This is a genomic window from Janthinobacterium sp. GW823-FHT01H08 (assembly GCF_058797855.1).
In genome coordinates this window covers 3,254,600-3,272,215 of the sequence record NZ_CM179504.1, presented here as the reverse complement: position 1 = coordinate 3,272,215, position 17,616 = coordinate 3,254,600, and the positions used below count along the sequence as shown (strand labels likewise).

Below are 17,616 nucleotides of genomic sequence, written 5' to 3'. Positions count from 1 at the left end.
CTTTCACGTATTCACGACGGACCAGCCGTCCGTCGAAGCCAGCTGCGCCTGCGCGCCTGGGCGCGATTGCGACACGACCTGCATGCTGGCGCTCAGCCACAGGAACAGTTCGCGGAACTGCAAGCCCTTCAGCTGCTTCACGCCCCGTTCGCCACGGCTGGAAAACTGCCCCAGGGTATCGGTATTCGCATTGTCGCCCACGGCGATGGGGAAGATCGCCACTTTATTCGCCTGCTCGGCCGCGCGCGCCTTCTCGGCGCCGCGCTGCCAGGGATCGGTCGGCTCGCCGTCGGACATCAAAAACAGCCATGGCCGCGTGTACGCCACGCCCGCCGCGCGGAAGCGCTGCTTTTCCTGCTCGATCTCGGCCAGGGCCAGTTCCACGGCGGCGCCGGTCGGCGTGGTGCCGTTCGCTTCAAGCCGGGGCGCCGTGAAATCCATGGCGTCGCACCAGGTGCTGGCCACCACGGCTTCATCGTGGGCGCCGTATTGAATCACGAGGATGCGCACGCGCTTGGCGGCGATCACATCGGACTTGAGTTCCTGTTCCAGCAAGGCCAGGCCATCGTTGAGCAGCGCGACGGGTTCGCCATCCATGCTGCCGGAGCAGTCGAGCACGAGCACCAGCGGCGTGCGTTGTTCGGTGTTGTCGACCAGGGCGACGTCGGGAATCATTATTGAACTCATGGGCAATCGGTAAATGTGAAATCGGACATAGTGCGAATCTTACATCATGGCCATGATTTACCCGCGCGAGTTTCCTGCAGAACACTATCCAGAAGGACAGGCGTGAACCATTGCGGCACCGATATCTTTGTACTATCTTGATAATTGCCCAGGACAGAAGGCAGCGAACAGACCTTCCTCACAAAGGTGGGACGAATCGCTGCGCAACACCGCCCTTACCCAGTTCCGCACCTGCGCGCCTGCGGCACATTGATGTAGTCAGGATTGGGGGCAAGCATGGACACAGGTACAGCAACGGCGGATGTGGGGAAACTGATCGCCGCCATGTACGACTCGGCCTGCGGCGCGGGCGACTGGCCGCAGCTCGACAGCTTTGACCTGAGCGGCCAGCAATGGCAGGAACTCTTGCCGCATCTGCAACGCGCCCTGTGCCTGCAGCAGCGCCTGCGCGAAGCCCAACTGGCCAGCCACTGCGCGCTGGCGGCGCTCGACGCCATGGGCGCCATCGTGCTGGTGCTCGACGCCAACCTCGGACTGCGTTTCGCCACGCCCGCCGGCCACGCCTTGCATGCGGCGCAACTGGCGCACGCCGCGCCGCCCGACCTGGCGCGCGCCGTGCGCATGGTCATCGCCAGCACCGGCGGCGCAGCGCAATGCCAGTCGCTGCGCCTGGCGCGCAAGCAGCAAGGTCCCCTGGCCCTGACAGTCACCCCGCTTGCCGATTGCCAGCCCCCATGCGCGCTGCTGATCGCGCGCGATCCCACCCAAGCGAGCACGTCTGTCACTGCCTTGCGGCAGCTGTTCGACTTGACGCAAGCCGAAGCGCAAGTGGGCAAGGCACTGGCGCAAGGGGCCACCATCGAGGAAATCGCCGCGCGCGGCGGCATCAGCGTCAATACCGTCAAGACGCATCTGCACCACACCTATTTGAAGACCGACACGCGCCGCCAGGGCGAGCTGATCGCGCTGATCCACGGCGCGACGGCGCACCTGACCGTGTTGGATGCCTGAGGCCGTGTCATCCGATCGGATGATGTGCGCGGCATCTTGCCTGCCTACACTGGCAAGACCGGGCGCCCCCGCCTTGCCAAGGTCACCACGGCGCATGCGGGCCACCCGGCGCGATTTCCCTGGCATCGACAACAATATCGCCGCGCCGGCAGCGGACGGCATCAAAATTCAAGGATGGGTAAAAAAATGAAAACATGGATCTTGGCCGGCACCTTGGGCATCTGCGCCCTGCTGGCAAATGCACAAACGCTTCCCGACAGCCAGACCGTCGTCATTCCAGGCGGGCGCATGCAGACGATCGAACTGCCCGCCCACAGGCACTTCATGAGCGCGCAAGAATTTTCTCCGTTCCGCGGCGGCTATGAGCTGTCGAACGGACAAGTGCTGTACCTGCGCAACGCCAGCAGCATCGGCGCCATGATGTATGCGCGCATCGATGACCAGGAAGAACACCGCATCGTCGCCAGCGGCAGCAACAGCTTCGTGGCGCTCGACCGGCAACTGGCCATGCGCATCGACTTGCGCGACAATGGCAGCGTGGGCGGCGAAGTGCTGATGGTGGTGCCGGCCGAAAAACTGGCCAGCGGTGACATCGTGCCCGCCCATGTGCAAAGCATGAGCCTGGCATCGCGTTGATGCAGCAAGCCGCCTTCCGCATGGGTGACAGCCATGAGCAAGCAATATTCTGTGCAACAGCAAAATGCGCTGACCCTGGCCGCCATCAAACAGACGGCGGCCTGGTGGCGCGCCCGCCCCCTGCCCGACGCCTTGCGCCAGTGCGCGGCCAGCCATGGCGTGGCGCTGGACACGGCCATCATGCTCGACCTGCAACTGGCCTTCCCCGACCTCCCCCTCGTCTGCGGCAAGCTGCTGAGTGCCGATGGCCGCTTCATCCATTTCGAAATGGACCTCGACGACGACCTGCGTCCCTTGCCTGGCAGCGTGGCGTGGGACGACATCAGCGCCAGAGTTGACTTGGCCGCACACAAGCGCGGCACGGGCGTGGGCTATGGGGTGTTGTGCAAGAAAGTGCTGCAGGAATTGAATCGCGGCGCGCCCTAGCCGAACCGCTGCCGGCACATGCTATGATCGGCGCCCCGATCATGAGACAGATGGCAACGGCACATGCAACACTCACCCGGCAACAACCCGATCTCGACGCTGCTGCGCCGCAGCCTGCGCCTGCTGGCCTGGCCCCTGCTGGCCCTGGTCAGCGCCGCCTGCACCAGCACCACGCGCCATCCTGCCAGCGAGCCCACGCAAGTCATCCTGCGCTTTACCTATGACGATGGCAAGCCGATGCGGCATGACAATTACCTGGCCAATGCGCGCCAGGAAACGTACATCAAGCGCTGCAGCAAGATAGGCAGCACCACTGTCTGCGACGTCGGCTCGGATCCACTGTTCATGGGCGGCGACGCCCCGCTGGACGCCAACGGCGAAGTGCGCGTCACCCTGCACTCGACCGGCCCCATCGGCAACAATCCGACCACTCATTGCATCAAGGGCAAAGGCTACGTCTTTGATTCCGGCGACTGGAAGCGCGGTCCCTTCAGCCCCGGCCAGGTGATCGAGATCCGCTACAGGATCAGCGAAGTGGACATGGCGTGCCCCTGGTCGTCGGGCACGCCGCCGTGGTGGGACAAGAGCTAGTCGTGCCGTGACTTCGGTTGAGGCCGCTTGCCCGGAATGTAGGCAGCCAAGGCACGCCAGCGCACCATTGCCCGTCACTGCGGCCAGCGGGCCTTGGCGCGCGCCTTGATCTTGCTGGCGACTGCCGCCAGGTCGTCATATTTGCCATTGTCGACCCAGGTGGTGTACATGAAGCCATCGACGCCCGTCACGCCGTCTGCTTCGGCCGCATCCAGATTGTCGAGCCATTCGTCCGTCAGCGGCAAGTCGTCGTAATACAGGGCAATCACCTGCTTGAGATTGCGGTCGTGGAAAAATTTCAACGAAGACTGCTGCAGCGGGATGGCCGGCGGGTCAACGTACACATTCCTCTGCGTCCAGTTGACGATGACGGTATTCGGGTCGATGCCGTCGGCAGCCCCCAGCAGACTGCCATTGACCATGAAATACTTGTCGATGGCATTCATGTTGGGATCGAACATGTCGTTCCACACATACAGTTCCACGCCAGGATTGACCTGCTTGACCATCGCCTGCATGGCCGTCATCGTGCCGGCCAGGTAGGCGCCCGCGCTCGCGTACTGGCAGGTCGGGTCCCAGTTCATGATGCGCCACTCGTCGTAATTGATGAAGAACTTCTGGCTGGTGGGATACAGCGCCTTGATTTTTTCGTAGCCCTGCCTTTGCAAGGCCATGAATTGCGGCGGACAAGCGCTGGCGGGCGAGGTCCAGACCGGCATCATGTTCTTCGCCTCTTGGTACCACGACACCAGCAAGTTGCTGCCATCGGGGATGGCGCTGGTGGCGGGAATTGCCAGCGATTCGATGCCAGCCACGTAATCCTTGCCATTCACCGAGGAGTATTGCACCGTGCCATCAGCCGAAGTGACGACTATCGGCAGCCCCGCGCGCGTGATTGTATGCGCGAGGCCAATTTCGCGGATCTGCATGTCGTCTATCCAGGCCTGGCCCGCCTCGTTATTCTTTGCATTGCTCCAGGCGCCAAGGTAGAAACGGATGCTGGTATTGGCGCCGGTATTGAAATCGAAGTTGTAGTTCGTCCAATCCTGGTCAGGCAATACCGTGTTCGGCAAGGCGTTCCAGGCACCATTCGTCGTACCCCGCCCCATCGGATACAAATTCAGGTACAGCGGTACCTTGACGGCATCGTCATAGATCTGCACCTTCAGCGGCGCCTTGTAGTTCGCCGTGCGCAGCCAGAACGACACGCGGTAAGCCGTGTGCGCCTTCAAATTGACAAACCGCCGATGCAAGCGCGTTTGCGTCTTCACGCTGCCGTCAGGCAGCAACACATTCGGCTGCGACAGCCGGATCGCACCCTTGCCCGGCACGTTGCCCGTCTTGAGGTGGTCGGTACCGCCGTCGAAGCTGACCGTGCCGGGGTCCATCAAGTCCCATGGCCCATTGCCGTTGCTGAAATTGTCGTTGGCCAGCCAGCGCACGGCCGGTACCGCCCGCCCCTGGGTGACGACAAACGGCGTCTTTTCCACGGCAAGCGCCTCCGACAGTTCCGGCTGCAATTGCGCAGGGATGTGCGGATGGCCGCCCATCGGTATCAATTCTATTTGCTGCTCCAGCGCCAGTTGCTTGATCGCCGCCAGATTGCCGGCGAAATCGGGCGAATCGCGCGAGTCGGAAATATATGAGTCTTCGCCGCCGATATTGACGACGATGCCGTTATAGCCCAGCGCTGCCGCGTTGACGATCAGCGCCGACAACTTGTTGAAGTCCGCGTTCGCGGTTTTTTTACCCCAAGCAATACCGCCATAAAAATAGATCCAGCGTTTGGTAAAGCAATTCGTTACGCAGGCGGGCGCCAGCTGCACCATCACTTGCTGCGACACGCTGGCACCGCCACCCTGGCACGTCACCGTATAGCTAGTGGCCCCCTGCAGCGCCGGCGGCGTGTACGAGCCCGTCAGGGGCAGCGACGGCGACCACGACGCAGCGCACGATTCGGCGCCCAGCGCATCCCAGGCGATCGAGGTGCTCGTTCCCTTGGCCACCACGTCCGGGCTGGCGGACAAGTGCACAGTGGGCGCAGCGATGGCCAGCCCTGTCAGGCAAGTGCCCATGAGTACGGCGATACGGCTGAAAGCGAGCTGACGCATGGCATTCCTTATCAAAGCAGAATTTTCATTTTAATAAGTTTTTGCATTTTTTGCAATTCCGTCCCGAATAAGACGAACGCATGTAGCGCAGTTACGCTGCCGCCGTCACCCAACGGCAGAGTGTACCCCGGTTTCTGTACCGGGCTGGCAATACACTGCGCGCCAGCCAAAACACCACAAATCTCCCATCACAGGAAAATTAACTTATTTGCAGTTGAAAAATAAATAATTTCATGGCAGGATGGAATTACATTTTCCATACCGCAAGGTTGTGATGGACAAGCAATTGCTGCTGATTTGCGCGCTGACGTTCATCATCCACATCATCGCCACCCTCGCCTACTCCGTGCGCATCGCCGGCATCCGCACGCGGCGGCTGGCCCCATTCAGCATTTTAGTGCTGCTGTCGCGCCCCTTGAATGCCTTCCAGCGCGCCTTCTGCCGCGCCGTCGAGCACTTCCAAGTACACAGGTCGGTACCGAAACTGCTGCTGCACGCTGTCTTCAAGGGCGGCTTGTCCTACCTCAAGACCTCCGCCAGCCTGCCCAAGCCCGCCGACGTCACGGCCCTGCGCCAAAAATCCGGCGCCTCCGTCTCCATCGTCATCGCCACGGCCCTGTGGACGGTGGGCGCAGCGTTGTCCGCCTTACACCGCCGCGCTATACGCGGGCGTGCTGAACCCCAGCGTGTGCGTCATCTCCAGCACCCCGTCATCGATCATCAACGACGGCGCCACCATCATGATGGCCGTCTTCATCGACCCGTGGTGTCGGGTATGACGGATGACGTCATCGAAGGCAAGATCGAAGAATCGCAATTCCGGCGCGCGGTGGTGTGGCTGGTGGGGAGCAGATTAGCGGGAACGCTGATTGCGCAGTTTTTGCTGGTGCCGTCGGCGGTGATGATTGTGGGGTGGCGAAGGGGTTGTGATTTCGCAGGTCGAGGAATTACTCAAAAGACAACAAAGTGAAATTTTTATATAAAATCACTAAAATCAACTGCAATTACATAGCGAGATAAATCATGAAAATAGATAATCTAGTTGATGCAATACCTATTGAAGCCTATAAAAACAAAGAAGAAGGGCTTGAAAATAAAAAAAAGCCTTTCACCATACACTTAAGTGCCTTCTATACATCAAAGAAGATTGCCAACTTATCAGGACTATTAAGCGTAGACATTAAAGATGTTGAAACCCTAGAAATCGATAAAACTTTTGGGCTTGATGGAATCATTTATATCAAGAAAAAACCAACAGATGAAACAAGACCGATATGGGCGAATTATCTTGATAAAATACATGGAAAAAAAGTCCCCGGACTAGAAACACTTTCATCATCAGCTGTTTTACTGCTTCGACTAGAAGATGGAATTATTGCATTTTCGTTCGGATATGGCCGATATTTATTAAATGACGATGATTTATCTAGTGATTTTGGAATTAAAGCTGCGTTAAATACATTAAATCACGACACATTGCGTTCAGTTGATCTATTATCTCTTGATGTCGCGCCAATTCAAAAAAGAAGTCAAGCAACAAAAAGTTCAAACATAAATGATTTTGGTGTAGACGTTAGTAGGGATGTATTGAAAGCAGTAACAGGCGACGCAATAAAAGGAATACCATGGCATGGAATATCAGGCAGCGGCGGGCACTATAGTTTCTCGGCCACAATTTTCAATTACTCAGAATTATTTGATATTGCCAAAGAAGTGGCAAAAAAATCATTGCAACCTGATTACAAGGACAGATTTGCGTGGGTTGATAATATACAAAGAATTAAAAATGGTGCAGAAATTGAAAAGCTAAATAATGCTCTACTGGCAAAAATTAAGGCGAAGGATACCGAGAAAACAAAACTCACCTTGCCAAGCATCATTGATTGGGGTGATATATTTGGTTTTTCTTATACAAATTCAAAAAAAGAATACAAGTCCAGCCCTGATATATCTGACTATTACTTAATCAACCCACCCGATGAAATATCAATCGAGAAATTAAAATCGCATAGACTTTTTTGCCATCAAAGTAAGGAGGTCGAAGCAACCTCCATCTCTATATACGAATGTATATACTTTGAATATTCAGACGGCGACAAGTTACACATATTATTTGACAAAGAGTGGTTTACCATAGATCAAGATTACATTAAGAGAGTAAACGATGCGCTAAATCTTATACCGATATCAGAAATAGCATTCCCAAAAGTAAAGATGATTCCGAAGGAGAAAAATGAAAAAAACAGAAAAGGCTCTAAAGACGCCATCCCAAAGAAAGAAAGTAATAATACTTACGAGTCTGAAGGCGACTACAATATAAGAGTTTCTGCCTTATTAGAGTGCGACCTACTAGATAAGAAATTAGTTAAATCCGATTCAAGCGCCTCACCAATCGAGGTTTGCGATTTATTGATGGGAAATAAGTTCATTCATGTAAAACATAAGAAAGGCAATTCCAGTGGATTGAGCCATTTATTTGCGCAAGGAAGAGTTGCAGCAGAGCTATTAATATCAGATCAAAAATTTAGAACAAACGCCAGAACTCAGCTAAAGTATAAATCCAGAAAACTTATTCCAGAAATAAAATTTATGGCAAAAGACTATGAAGTAGTTTTTTTAGTGCTAGGGGCAAAATGTGCCTCAGTTAGAGAGGACCTGCCTTTTTTCAGTAAAATAAACTTGGTTGGCGCCTATCGAAGCTTATCTGAACGACAATACTCAGTATCTATCGCTGGCACGGATATAGAGGAAGTAGCAATACTGTAATTATTTTACTCCACAAGAAAAAAGCCGCTGTCTCCCGACAGCGGCTTTCTCATTCCTCCCCAAGCAGCAGCGCCCTGAACTCCAGCGCTGCCCTGAAAGCGAGCTAATTACCCCACAAACTTCCGCGCATTCCTGAACATCCGCATCCACGGCGAATCCTCGCCCCATGCTTCAGGGTGGTACGACTGCTGGACTGACCGGAACACGCGCTCCGCGTGCGGCATCAGCACGGTGAAGCGGCCGTCTGGCGTGGTGACGGAGGTGATGCCTTCCGGCGAGCCGTTCGGGTTGTACGGGTACGCTTCCGTGGCGGCGCCCTTGTTGTCGACGAAGCGCATGGCTTTGGTGACCTGGGTGATGTCGCCCGTTTGCGAGAAGTCGGCGTAGCCTTCGCCGTGGGCGATGGCGATGCCGGCTTGCGTGCCGGCCATGCCGTTGAAGAAGATCGATGGGGAATCCATCACTTCGACCATGGCAAAGCGGCCTTCGAATTTCTCCGACTTGTTGCGCGTGAACTTCGGCCAGGCGTGGGCGCCGGGGATGATCGATTTCAGGTTGCTCATCATCTGGCAGCCGTTGCAGATACCGAGGCCGAAGCTGTCCGTGCGGTTGAAGAAGAGCGCGAACTGTTCCGCCAGGCTGGCGTTGAACAGAATCGTCTTCGCCCAGCCTTCGCCCGCGCCCAGCACGTCGCCGTACGAGAAGCCGCCCACGGCGATGACGCCCTGGAAGTCGTCCAGTTTGACGCGGCCCGCAATCAGGTCGCTCATGTGCACGTCGACGGCCGTGAAGCCTGCCTGGTGCATCACGTAGGCCGTCTCGATGTGCGAGTTGACGCCCTGCTCGCGCAGGATGGCGACACGCGGACGCACGCCGGTGGCGATGAATGGCGCGGCGATGTTGTCGTTCTGGTCGAACGTGACGATCGGCGACATGCCCGGGTCTTGCACGTCCAGCAGGCGGTCGTATTCGGCGTCCGCGCAGGCCGGATTGTCGCGCAGGCGGGCGATGCGCCAGCTCGTTTCGCTCCACAGGCGGTGCAGGTCCGCGCGCGGCTGCGTGTAAATCAGCTTGGCGTCGCGCGTGAATTCGATCACGTCGCGGTCGTTCAATTTACCGATGATATGGCTGCAGGCGCCCAAATTAAACGTGCGCAGCACGTCCATGACGAGCGACTTTTCTTCCGCGCGCACCTGGATGACGGCGCCCAGCTCTTCGCTGAACAAGGCACGCAGGGTCAGCTCGTTGCGGCGTTCCGCCACCTGGCCCGTCCAGTTCTTGGCGTCGCCCCAGTCGCTCGAATGCTCGCCTTCCATGGTCAGCATGTCCAGGTTGACGGACATGCCCGTGTGACCGGCGAAGGCCATTTCCGTCAGGGTGGCGTACAGGCCGCCGTCCGAACGGTCATGGTAGGCCAGCAGCTTGTCGTCGCTGTTGAGCTTTTGGACGGCGGCGAAGAAGCCTTTCAGGTCTTCCGCGCTGTCCACGTCCGGCGTTTCATTGCCCAGCTGGCCCATGACTTGCGCCAGGGCGGAGGCGCCCAGGCGGTTCTTGCCGCGACCGAGGTCGATCAGGATCAAGGACGTATCGCCCTGGTCCGTTTTCAGCTGCGGCGTGAGCGACTTGCGCACGTCCGTGACTGGCGCGAACGAGGAAACGATCAGGGACACCGGCGACGTGACGGATTTCGCCGCGCCCGTGTTCTCGTCTTTCCAGGTCGTGCGCATCGACAGCGAATCCTTGCCGACGGGGATGCTGATGCCCAGCGCCGGGCACAGGTCCATGCCGACGGCTTTCACAGTGTCGTACAGGGCCGCGTCCTGGCCTGGCTGGCCGCAGGCGGCCATCCAGTTGGCGGACAGCTTGATGTCGGAAATGTCGGCAATCGCGGCAGCGGCGATGTTGGTGACGGCTTCGCCCACGGCCATGCGGCCGGAAGCTGCCGCGTCGATGACGGCCAGCGGCGTGCGTTCGCCCATGGCCATCGCTTCGCCCAGATAACCTTCAAAGCTCATGGTGGTGACGGCGCAATCGGCCACCGGCACTTGCCACGGTCCCACCATCTGGTCGCGCACGGTCATGCCGCCCACGCTGCGGTCGCCGATGGTGATCAGGAACGATTTGTCGGCCACGGTCGGCAGCAGCAGCACTTTTTGCGCTACGTCCACCAGGTCCATGCCCGTCAGATCGATGGCCGGGAAATCGTTGGCCACGTGGACCACGTCGCGCTGCATCTTTGGCGGCTTACCCAGCAAGACGTCCATCGGCATGTCGACCGGCTCGTTGCCCAGTTCCGGATCGATCAATTTGAGTTGACGCTCTTCGGTGGCCACGCCCACGGCGGCGAACAGGCAGCGTTCGCGTTCGCACATAGCTTTGAACAGAGGCAGGCTTTCCGGCGCGATGGCCAGGACGTAGCGTTCCTGCGATTCATTGCTCCAGATTTCCTTCGGCGCCATGCCCGATTCTTCCAGCGGGATCTTGCGCAGGTCGAAAATCGCGCCGCGCTTGGCGTCGTTGGTGATTTCCGGGAACGCGTTCGACAAGCCGCCCGCACCCACGTCGTGGATCGAGATGATCGGGTTGTCCGCGCCCATTTGCCAGCAGGCGTTGATGACTTCCTGGGCGCGGCGTTCCATTTCAGGATTGCCGCGCTGGACGGAGTCAAAGTCCAGGTCGGCCGTGTTGCTGCCGGTGGTCATCGACGAGGCGGCGCTGCCGCCCATGCCGATGCGCATGCCCGGGCCGCCCAGCTGCACCAGCAGGCTGCCGACGGGGATGTCGTTCTTGTGCGTGTGCTGCGCCGAGATATTGCCGATGCCGCCCGCGATCATGATCGGCTTGTGGTAGCCGAACACGGCGTCTTTGTCTGCGCCGACGTTCTGCTCATAGGTGCGGAAGTAACCGCCCAGTACCGGACGGCCGAATTCGTTCGAGAACGCGGCGCCGCCCAGCGGGCCTTCGATCATGATCTGCAGCGGCGACGCGATGCGTTCCGGCTTGCCGTATTGATCTGCATCAGTACGCGAGGCCAATGGCGCCGTCACGGAAGCTGCCGTTTCCCAGCTGCGCACGGCGTCCGGCAGCGACAGGTTCGACACGGTGAAACCGGTCAGGCCAGCCTTCGGCTTGGCGCCGCGGCCCGTTGCGCCTTCGTCGCGGATCTCGCCGCCCGCGCCCGTGGACGCGCCAGGGAAGGGAGAAATCGCCGTCGGGTGGTTATGCGTTTCCACCTTCATCAGGGTGTGCGTCAGTTCCGTCGATGCCGCGTATTCGTGCTTGTCGCCGCGCGGGTAGAAGCGCGACACGGTGGCGCCTTCCATGATGGACGAGTTGTCGCTGTAGGCGACGACGGTGCCCTTCGGCTGCAGTTCGTGCGTGTTCTTGATCATGCCGAACAGCGACTTGGGCTGCGCCACGCCGTCGATGGTCCAGTCGGCGTTGAAGATCTTGTGGCGGCAATGCTCGCTGTTCGCCTGCGCGAACATCATCAGTTCCACGTCCGTCGGATTGCGGCCGGCCTTGGTGAAGGCGGCATCCAGGTAGTCGATTTCGTCTTCCGACATCGCCAGGCCCAGTTCCGTGTTCGCCGTTTCCAGCGCGCGCTTGCCCTGCCCCAGCAAGTCGATCGATTCCAACGGACGCGCTTCCAGGGTGCGGAACAAGTCCTTGGCGTCGTCGGCGCTGCGCAGCACGGATTCCGTCATGCGGTCGTGCAGCAGGTCGGCCACGGCCTGTACTTGCTCGTCCGTCAGTTTGCCGGCGCCGATGGCGCTGCCCAGGATGCCCGATTTCAGGTTGATGCGGAAAGCGATGCCGCGTTCGACGCGCTTGATGTGCGCCATGCCGCAGTTGTGCGCGATGTCGGTGGCTTTCGAAGCCCACGGCGAAATCGTGCCGAAACGGGGGATGACGAAGAATTCTTCGGCAGCGCCTTCCGTATTGTCGGCCTGGGCCGGCTCGCCGTACGTCAGCAAGGCGCCAAGGCGCGTGCTGTCGTCGTTGGTGAGAGGCGCGCTGGCATCGATGAAATGGACATAGCGTGCTTGCACGGCAACGATCGCAGGCGAGACGGCTTGCAGTTGGCTTAACAGACGGTGGCTACGGAAATGGGACAGGGCATTGGAACCCGGCAGTATCAACATGATTGGAAGGTGGTTGATGCAGCGTGGCTGCGGGTTAAAGGTAGGTATGACAATATCTTTCGTACGGCAAATTTCCTTTGCGCGCATTATACCCGTTTTACCCCTGCTTTATTACCGGAACTTATGGCTTTGCGGCCATTTTGCCCCTGAAAGCGGCAGTTTTTGCCAACTTGCAACAACAGGATCAGGCAATCACATAGCGGTTCTTGCCCTGGCGCTTGGCCAGGTACAGCGCCTCGTCGGCCAGCCGGTAACTGTGGCTCAGCTCCTTGTCCCGGTCCAGCTCGGCCACGCCCACGCTGATCGACACGAACTGTGCCGCATGGAAAGCCTGGCTGACGGCGGCGACCAGGGCGCCGGCGAAGGCGCGCACGGCCTCGCGGTCACCCGCGTAGACGATGCCGAATTCCTCGCCGCCCAGGCGTCCGCACAGATGGCTTTGCGCCTTGTCCGCGATGATGGCGGCCGTGCGCATGAGCACCGCGTCGCCCGCATCGTGGCCCTGCTGATCGTTGATGATCTTGAAATCGTCGATGTCGATCATCAGGAAATGCAGCATGCCGCCGTGGCTTGCGCCATGCATCTGCTGGGCCCGCTGCGTGAACATGCGGCGGTTGTTCAAGCCCGTCAGGCTGTCCTGGAAGGCCAGCCGCGTCAATTCCACCCTGGCGTGATAGTTACGCAGGCGCAATAAGCTGAAGCTGACGTTCAGCGCCAGCCCGAACAGCACGCTGACGGCGATCATCAACGGCACCCAGGGCTGGTCGGGCAAGCCAGCGTTGACGGGATACAGGCCGTGGCCCACGTTCCACCACACGCCGGCCACCACGGCCAGGTAGCTCAGACCGCCATTGAAGATGGACGCGATGGCCAGGGTCATGAAGACACCCACGGGCAAGACCCAGAAGCTGGCGTGGTGGACAGCATCGGCCATGGTGCGCAAGCCGAAGGTCAGTGCCAGCACGGCGCAGGCACCCGTCATGGTCAGCACGGGCAAGGTGGTACAGCGGGCGCGCACGGCCAGGCTCGCCAACATGCCCAGCAAGGCCAGCACGGCGTGCGTCAGGTTCGGATGGTAGGCCGGCGGCATCAGCAGCCAGGCCAGGCTGAAGGCGATGATGCCCATCACTTGCGTGATCAGGCCGACCCGGTGCAATTCCGCAAAATACGTATGCTGCTGTTCGCTGTTGCCGCCAAAGGCAAGGGGAACGGCAATGCGCCGCAAGGTAGACAGTTCAGGAACGCGCATGACGGGTATCGACACCAGAGAGGGATAAAGCGCCCGTTAAAGCCTTGCGCATGCCTTGCCGCGACGTGGTGCGGCATGCAACAGGTGTTGCATTTTAGAATACTATCACGGTAGTCAGGGAATGGCCGGAAAAACAGGCGCCCGCACCGTCGCAAGGGGCGCTCGTGTCATGAAATACAACGCCGGACGGCGCTGGACGCGCCTGCCCTTGCGCACGGCACCCGATTGCATGCATTTTGCTGGCAGTGTCGGGCGGCTTTGCAGTATGCTGATAAAAAACAATACTGCCAGGCAGCTACATAAAAGAAGAGTTCCCGCAAATGACCGAACAGATGAACGAGAGCTGAACCATGCCAGAAACTAGCGACTTATCTGTCCTGATCGTCGACCCGAACCCCAGCATGCGGGGCAATCTGCACAATATGCTGAACCAGGCCGCCATCACCAAGGTGGAATATGCCGTCAATGCCGGCACGGCCATCCGCTTGCTGATGAAGAAACCGTTCGACATCATCCTGTGCGAATACGACCTTGGCAGCGGCACGGATGGCCAGGATGGCCAGCAATTGCTGGAAGACTTGCGCCACCATAAGCTGATCGGCCTGTGGACGATCTTCATCATGCTGACCTCGGAGGCCATCCACAGCAAGGTGATCAGCGCAGCGGAGCTGACCCCGTCCGACTACATATTAAAACCGTTCACCGTCGACGTGCTGAGCGGCCGCATCGCGCGCGCCATCGAGCGGCGCGCCGTTTTTCTGCCCACGTATCAGCTGATCGACAAGGGCGACCTGCGCGAAGCCGTGAAAAGCTGCCGCGCGGCCGAACTGCAGCACCCGCGCCTGGCGGCCGATTTCGCCCGCCTGCGCGCCGAACTGCACATCAGCCTGGACGAATGGAAGGAAGCGGAACAGCTCTACGCCGACATGCTGGCAACGCGGCCCATGGCCTGGGCGCACCTGGGCCTGGCGCGCACCCTGTTCGAACAGCAGCGCCACGAGGATGCGCAGGAAGCGCTGCTGGAACTGGTGGAGACCTATCCCCGCTTCATGGCCGCCTACGACTTGCTGGCGCAAAACCATGAAGCCATGGGCCAGCAACTGCAGGCCAAGAAAATCCTCGAGGACGCGGTGGCCATCTCGCCGCACATGGTGCGCCGCTTGCGCCACCTGGGCGGCATCGCCTTCGACACGGGCGACATCGGCGCGGCCGAACGGGCCTACAAGCAGGTCGTGACGAAAGCGAAGTACTCCGAATTCCGCGACCCGGAAGACCACGTCAACCTGGTAAAAACGCTGGTGAAAAAGGGCGACGCGCCGCAAGCGAGCGGCGTGCTGCGCGACATGGAGCGCTCCCTGCGGGGCAGCGCCAACGTGGAAGCATGCCGCGCCATCTCGGCCGCCATGCTGCATGAACTGTCGGGCAACGACATCGCCGCCGCCACCGAACTGCAACTGGCCGCCGCCGCCCTGGACGACGCGCGGGGCCTGTCGACGCAGCTGAAGGTGGGCCTCGTGCAAAGCTGCCTGAAGAACAACCTGGAACAGGCCGCGTCCGACGTCATGATGAAACTCGTCAACGAAGCCGACAGCGACGTGACGATGGAAGCGGCCGTCGATGTCTTTGAAAAAGCGGGCCGCCACGACCTGGCGCAAGGCATGGGCCAGCAGATCACGAACCAGGTGCAGGAATTGATGCAGGATGCGGCCAGCAAGGCGGAAAGCGGAGAACTCAAGGGCGCCGTCTTCGTGCTGCGCCAGGCCCTGCGCAAGACGCCGGGCAACCTGCCCGTGCTGTTCGCCTCCGTCGAGGCCATCCTGCGCCAGCTCAACATGCTGGGCTGGGAAGCCCCGCTCGCTGAACAGGCGCAGCACCAGATGCAGGTGATCCGCAAGATCGACCCCAGGCATCCGCAGCTGGAGTCGCTCAAGCAGCAGTATGCGGCTACGCAGCACAAGTATGGTATTGCGACCTGACTCTTGCCTGCGCCCTGCCCGTCAATCGACAACAAGCCGTTCGACAAGGTGGGCCGTCCCATCGCCGCCGTTTGCGCAATTTGAATACTCTGTTTCAAAATGAAGCCCGCTCACGCATTCGGAGCGGGCGCATCCGTATAGTTCGGCAGTTGTGTGACGTCAGCCGTTAAGCGTACGGCCGCCGTCAACGATGATTTCGGAGCCGACGGTCCAGCGGGACTCGTCGGAAGCGAGGTACAACACCGCCTTGGCCACTTCCTCCGGCGTGCCGAAGCGGCCGAACGGAATCGTTGCGGTAATGTCCTTGTTGAGCTGATCGCGGTAGGCATCCGGGATGCCGAGCTTGTCGTACAGCGGCGTTTCGACCGGGCCGGGACTGACGGCGTTGACGCGAATGCCGCGTGCCAGCAGTTCGCCCGACAGCGTTTTCGACAAGTTCAAGAATGCGGCCTTGGTTGCGGCATATACCGATGAATGCGCCGAGCCCACGTGCGCGCTGACCGATGTGTTGAGCACCACCGATGCGGGGTTCGCGAACACTGGCAGCAGCGCCTGGATCAGGAAATAGGGACCCTTGACGTTGATGTCGAACGATCGGTCGAACATTTCCTCCGTCCACGCTTCAATCGGCGTCCAGACGGATACGCCAGCGTTGAGAAAGGCGATATCGAGCTGGCCGTAGTGCGCCTGGACGGCGCGCGCCAACTCCTGTTGGGCGGCGACATTGGCGGAATCGGCGCGCAGCACAAGAACCTCGGCGCCGAGTTCCTTCCTGGCCTTCTCGATGGATTCCGGATTGACGCCGGTGACGATGACGCGTGCGCCTTCGGCGAGGAACTGCCTGGCTGTTTCAAGGCCGATGCCGCTGGTGCCGCCGGTGATAAGAGTACGTTTTCCTTGCAAGCGGGACATAAAATTCTCCTGTAGGTGATTCATGGTCAACCAGCGTTGGCTGACCTGCCGTGGGAAGAACTATGCGCTCATGCTCGAAATTCGATAAGATCGTATCTTTGCATATAATTCATGCTCCAATTGCATGAATTGAATGGAGAGTAACTTTGGACCGGTTTCTTTTGATGACATGCTTCGCGCGCGCAGTGGAGACGGGGAGCTTCTCTGCTGCCGGCCGCGACCTGGGCCTGGGGCAGCCCAACGTCAGCCGTCATGTGGCGGCGTTGGAAGAGCATCTGCAGACGCGGCTGCTGCACCGCTCAACGCGCAAGCTTGCCCTCACGCCCGAAGGGGAACGCTACTATGCGGAAGTGCGGCGCATCCTTGACGCCGTCGACGAGTCCGAATCGTCCTTCAGGGAGAACGTCGATCCGTCCGGATTGCTGCGCGTCGCATGCCCGACCGCTCTGGCGCATGCATTTGTGTTGCCGCATGTCCCCGCCTTCCTGGAGCGCTATCCCGGCTTGGCGCTCGATCTCCAGATCAATGATCGCTATGTGGGTCTCGTCGATGAAGGAGCGGAACTGGCAATTCGGATCGGCCATCTGGAAGACAGCGCACTGCGCGCGCGGCGCATCGGCTTGTTCGAGCGCGTGTTCGTCGCCAGCAAGGGCTATCTCGCCAGACGCGGCGTGCCGGTCACGCCCGATGATCTGCGCGGGCACGATTGCGTGATCTACACCCTGCTGTCGTCGGGTGCCACATGGCGCTTCCGCGATACGGAAGTAGCAGTATCGGGAAAGGTACGGGTAAACTCACCCGAGGCCGTGCGCGAACTGGTCAATGCGGGACTCGGTATCGGACATGGGCCGCAGTGGCTGTTCGAGGAAGGACTCAGGAATGGCAATTTGCAGTTGCTCCTGACGGCGCACACTGCCCTGCCCATCCCGGTTCAAATCGTCTATGTCGCAAACAGGCTGCTGCCAACGCGGGCCGTCGTGTTCATGGACTTCATCGCTGAAGCGTTTTCAAAGGTACCGGCACTGAACATCCGCTGAGCAGCCTCTGTCCGCCGCTTGCCGCCGCAAGCCAGAGCGGTGCCGTGAACACCTGTTCACGGCGCAGGG

The 17,616-nt window shown here is 59.5% G+C and carries 13 protein-coding genes; 8 read left to right on the top strand and 5 right to left on the bottom strand.

What is annotated here, in order from left to right; all coding sequences use genetic code 11:
* Positions 1-3 precede the first annotated feature (3 nt).
* On the bottom strand, positions 4-687 hold the full coding sequence (locus tag AC3RCG_RS14540) for a vWA domain-containing protein (protein ID WP_070218690.1): 684 nt from the start codon (positions 685-687) through the stop codon (positions 4-6).
* 276 nt (positions 688-963) lie between these two features.
* On the opposite strand from AC3RCG_RS14540, the gene AC3RCG_RS14535 reads away from it, so the two are divergent.
* From AC3RCG_RS14535 to AC3RCG_RS14520, 4 genes are all read left to right on the top strand, one after another.
* Complete coding sequence (locus AC3RCG_RS14535; RefSeq protein WP_083287099.1) at positions 964-1,698, top strand: helix-turn-helix transcriptional regulator; 735 nt, start codon at positions 964-966, stop codon at positions 1,696-1,698.
* A gap of 186 nt (positions 1,699-1,884) precedes the next feature.
* Complete coding sequence (locus tag AC3RCG_RS14530) at positions 1,885-2,334, top strand: hypothetical protein (protein ID WP_139143627.1); 450 nt, start codon at positions 1,885-1,887, stop codon at positions 2,332-2,334.
* Positions 2,335-2,385: 51 nt separating this feature from the next.
* Positions 2,386-2,760 carry a hypothetical protein gene (locus AC3RCG_RS14525; RefSeq protein ID WP_230503454.1) on the top strand — a complete coding sequence of 125 codons (375 nt, stop codon included), beginning with the start codon at positions 2,386-2,388 and terminating at the stop codon, positions 2,758-2,760.
* Between the two features lie 63 nt (positions 2,761-2,823).
* Positions 2,824-3,351 carry a hypothetical protein gene (locus tag AC3RCG_RS14520; protein WP_070218686.1) on the top strand — a complete coding sequence of 176 codons (528 nt, stop codon included), beginning with the start codon at positions 2,824-2,826 and terminating at the stop codon, positions 3,349-3,351.
* A 74-nt stretch (positions 3,352-3,425) separates the two neighbouring features.
* Here AC3RCG_RS14520 and AC3RCG_RS14515 read toward each other — a convergent pair whose 3' ends face one another.
* Positions 3,426-5,462: a carbohydrate binding domain-containing protein gene (locus AC3RCG_RS14515; protein ID WP_070288256.1), complete on the bottom strand. Its 2,037-nt coding sequence runs from the start codon at positions 5,460-5,462 to the stop codon at positions 3,426-3,428.
* 274 nt (positions 5,463-5,736) lie between these two features.
* On the opposite strand from AC3RCG_RS14515, the gene AC3RCG_RS14510 reads away from it, so the two are divergent.
* Together AC3RCG_RS14510 and AC3RCG_RS14505 are read left to right on the top strand one after the other, a co-directional pair.
* Entirely contained in the window at positions 5,737-6,432 is a 696-nt protein-coding gene (locus AC3RCG_RS14510) for a lipid II flippase family protein (protein WP_492401521.1), read from the top strand.
* A gap of 53 nt (positions 6,433-6,485) precedes the next feature.
* Positions 6,486-8,228, top strand: a complete 1,743-nt coding sequence (locus AC3RCG_RS14505; protein ID WP_492401523.1) for a TIGR04141 family sporadically distributed protein — start codon at positions 6,486-6,488, stop codon at positions 8,226-8,228.
* Positions 8,229-8,335: 107 nt separating this feature from the next.
* Here AC3RCG_RS14505 and purL read toward each other — a convergent pair whose 3' ends face one another.
* Together purL and AC3RCG_RS14495 are read right to left on the bottom strand one after the other, a co-directional pair.
* Positions 8,336-12,373: a phosphoribosylformylglycinamidine synthase gene (purL, locus tag AC3RCG_RS14500; RefSeq protein ID WP_492401525.1), complete on the bottom strand. Its 4,038-nt coding sequence runs from the start codon at positions 12,371-12,373 to the stop codon at positions 8,336-8,338.
* Between the two features lie 184 nt (positions 12,374-12,557).
* On the bottom strand, positions 12,558-13,622 hold the full coding sequence (locus AC3RCG_RS14495; RefSeq protein ID WP_492401526.1) for a GGDEF domain-containing protein: 1,065 nt from the start codon (positions 13,620-13,622) through the stop codon (positions 12,558-12,560).
* A 350-nt stretch (positions 13,623-13,972) separates the two neighbouring features.
* Between AC3RCG_RS14495 and AC3RCG_RS14490 the strand changes: the two genes are divergently transcribed.
* Positions 13,973-15,598 carry a response regulator gene (locus AC3RCG_RS14490; protein WP_070288250.1) on the top strand — a complete coding sequence of 542 codons (1,626 nt, stop codon included), beginning with the start codon at positions 13,973-13,975 and terminating at the stop codon, positions 15,596-15,598.
* A 159-nt stretch (positions 15,599-15,757) separates the two neighbouring features.
* Here AC3RCG_RS14490 and AC3RCG_RS14485 read toward each other — a convergent pair whose 3' ends face one another.
* The gene (locus tag AC3RCG_RS14485) at positions 15,758-16,510 is read right to left on the bottom strand and encodes an SDR family oxidoreductase (protein WP_492401528.1); all 753 of its coding nucleotides are present in this window, start codon (positions 16,508-16,510) and stop codon (positions 15,758-15,760) included.
* Between the two features lie 146 nt (positions 16,511-16,656).
* Between AC3RCG_RS14485 and AC3RCG_RS14480 the strand changes: the two genes are divergently transcribed.
* The gene (locus AC3RCG_RS14480) at positions 16,657-17,547 is read left to right on the top strand and encodes a LysR family transcriptional regulator (RefSeq protein ID WP_492401529.1); all 891 of its coding nucleotides are present in this window, start codon (positions 16,657-16,659) and stop codon (positions 17,545-17,547) included.
* Positions 17,548-17,616 lie beyond the last annotated feature (69 nt).

Excerpts from the sequence above, each read along its gene's own strand:
- AC3RCG_RS14510 (WP_492401521.1), top strand. The coding sequence starts at position 5,737 with ATGGACAAGCAATTGCTGCTGATTTGCGCGCTGACGTTCATCATCCAC.
- AC3RCG_RS14530 (WP_139143627.1), top strand. The coding sequence starts at position 1,885 with ATGAAAACATGGATCTTGGCCGGCACCTTGGGCATCTGCGCCCTGCTG.
- purL (WP_492401525.1), bottom strand. The coding sequence starts at position 12,373 with ATGTTGATACTGCCGGGTTCCAATGCCCTGTCCCATTTCCGTAGCCAC.
- AC3RCG_RS14485 (WP_492401528.1), bottom strand. The coding sequence starts at position 16,510 with ATGTCCCGCTTGCAAGGAAAACGTACTCTTATCACCGGCGGCACCAGC.
- AC3RCG_RS14515 (WP_070288256.1), bottom strand. The coding sequence starts at position 5,462 with ATGCGTCAGCTCGCTTTCAGCCGTATCGCCGTACTCATGGGCACTTGC.
- AC3RCG_RS14490 (WP_070288250.1), top strand. The coding sequence starts at position 13,973 with ATGCCAGAAACTAGCGACTTATCTGTCCTGATCGTCGACCCGAACCCC.
- AC3RCG_RS14535 (WP_083287099.1), top strand. The coding sequence starts at position 964 with ATGGACACAGGTACAGCAACGGCGGATGTGGGGAAACTGATCGCCGCC.
- AC3RCG_RS14495 (WP_492401526.1), bottom strand. The coding sequence starts at position 13,622 with ATGCGCGTTCCTGAACTGTCTACCTTGCGGCGCATTGCCGTTCCCCTT.
- AC3RCG_RS14505 (WP_492401523.1), top strand. The coding sequence starts at position 6,486 with ATGAAAATAGATAATCTAGTTGATGCAATACCTATTGAAGCCTATAAA.
- AC3RCG_RS14540 (WP_070218690.1), bottom strand. The coding sequence starts at position 687 with ATGAGTTCAATAATGATTCCCGACGTCGCCCTGGTCGACAACACCGAA.
- AC3RCG_RS14520 (WP_070218686.1), top strand. The coding sequence starts at position 2,824 with ATGCAACACTCACCCGGCAACAACCCGATCTCGACGCTGCTGCGCCGC.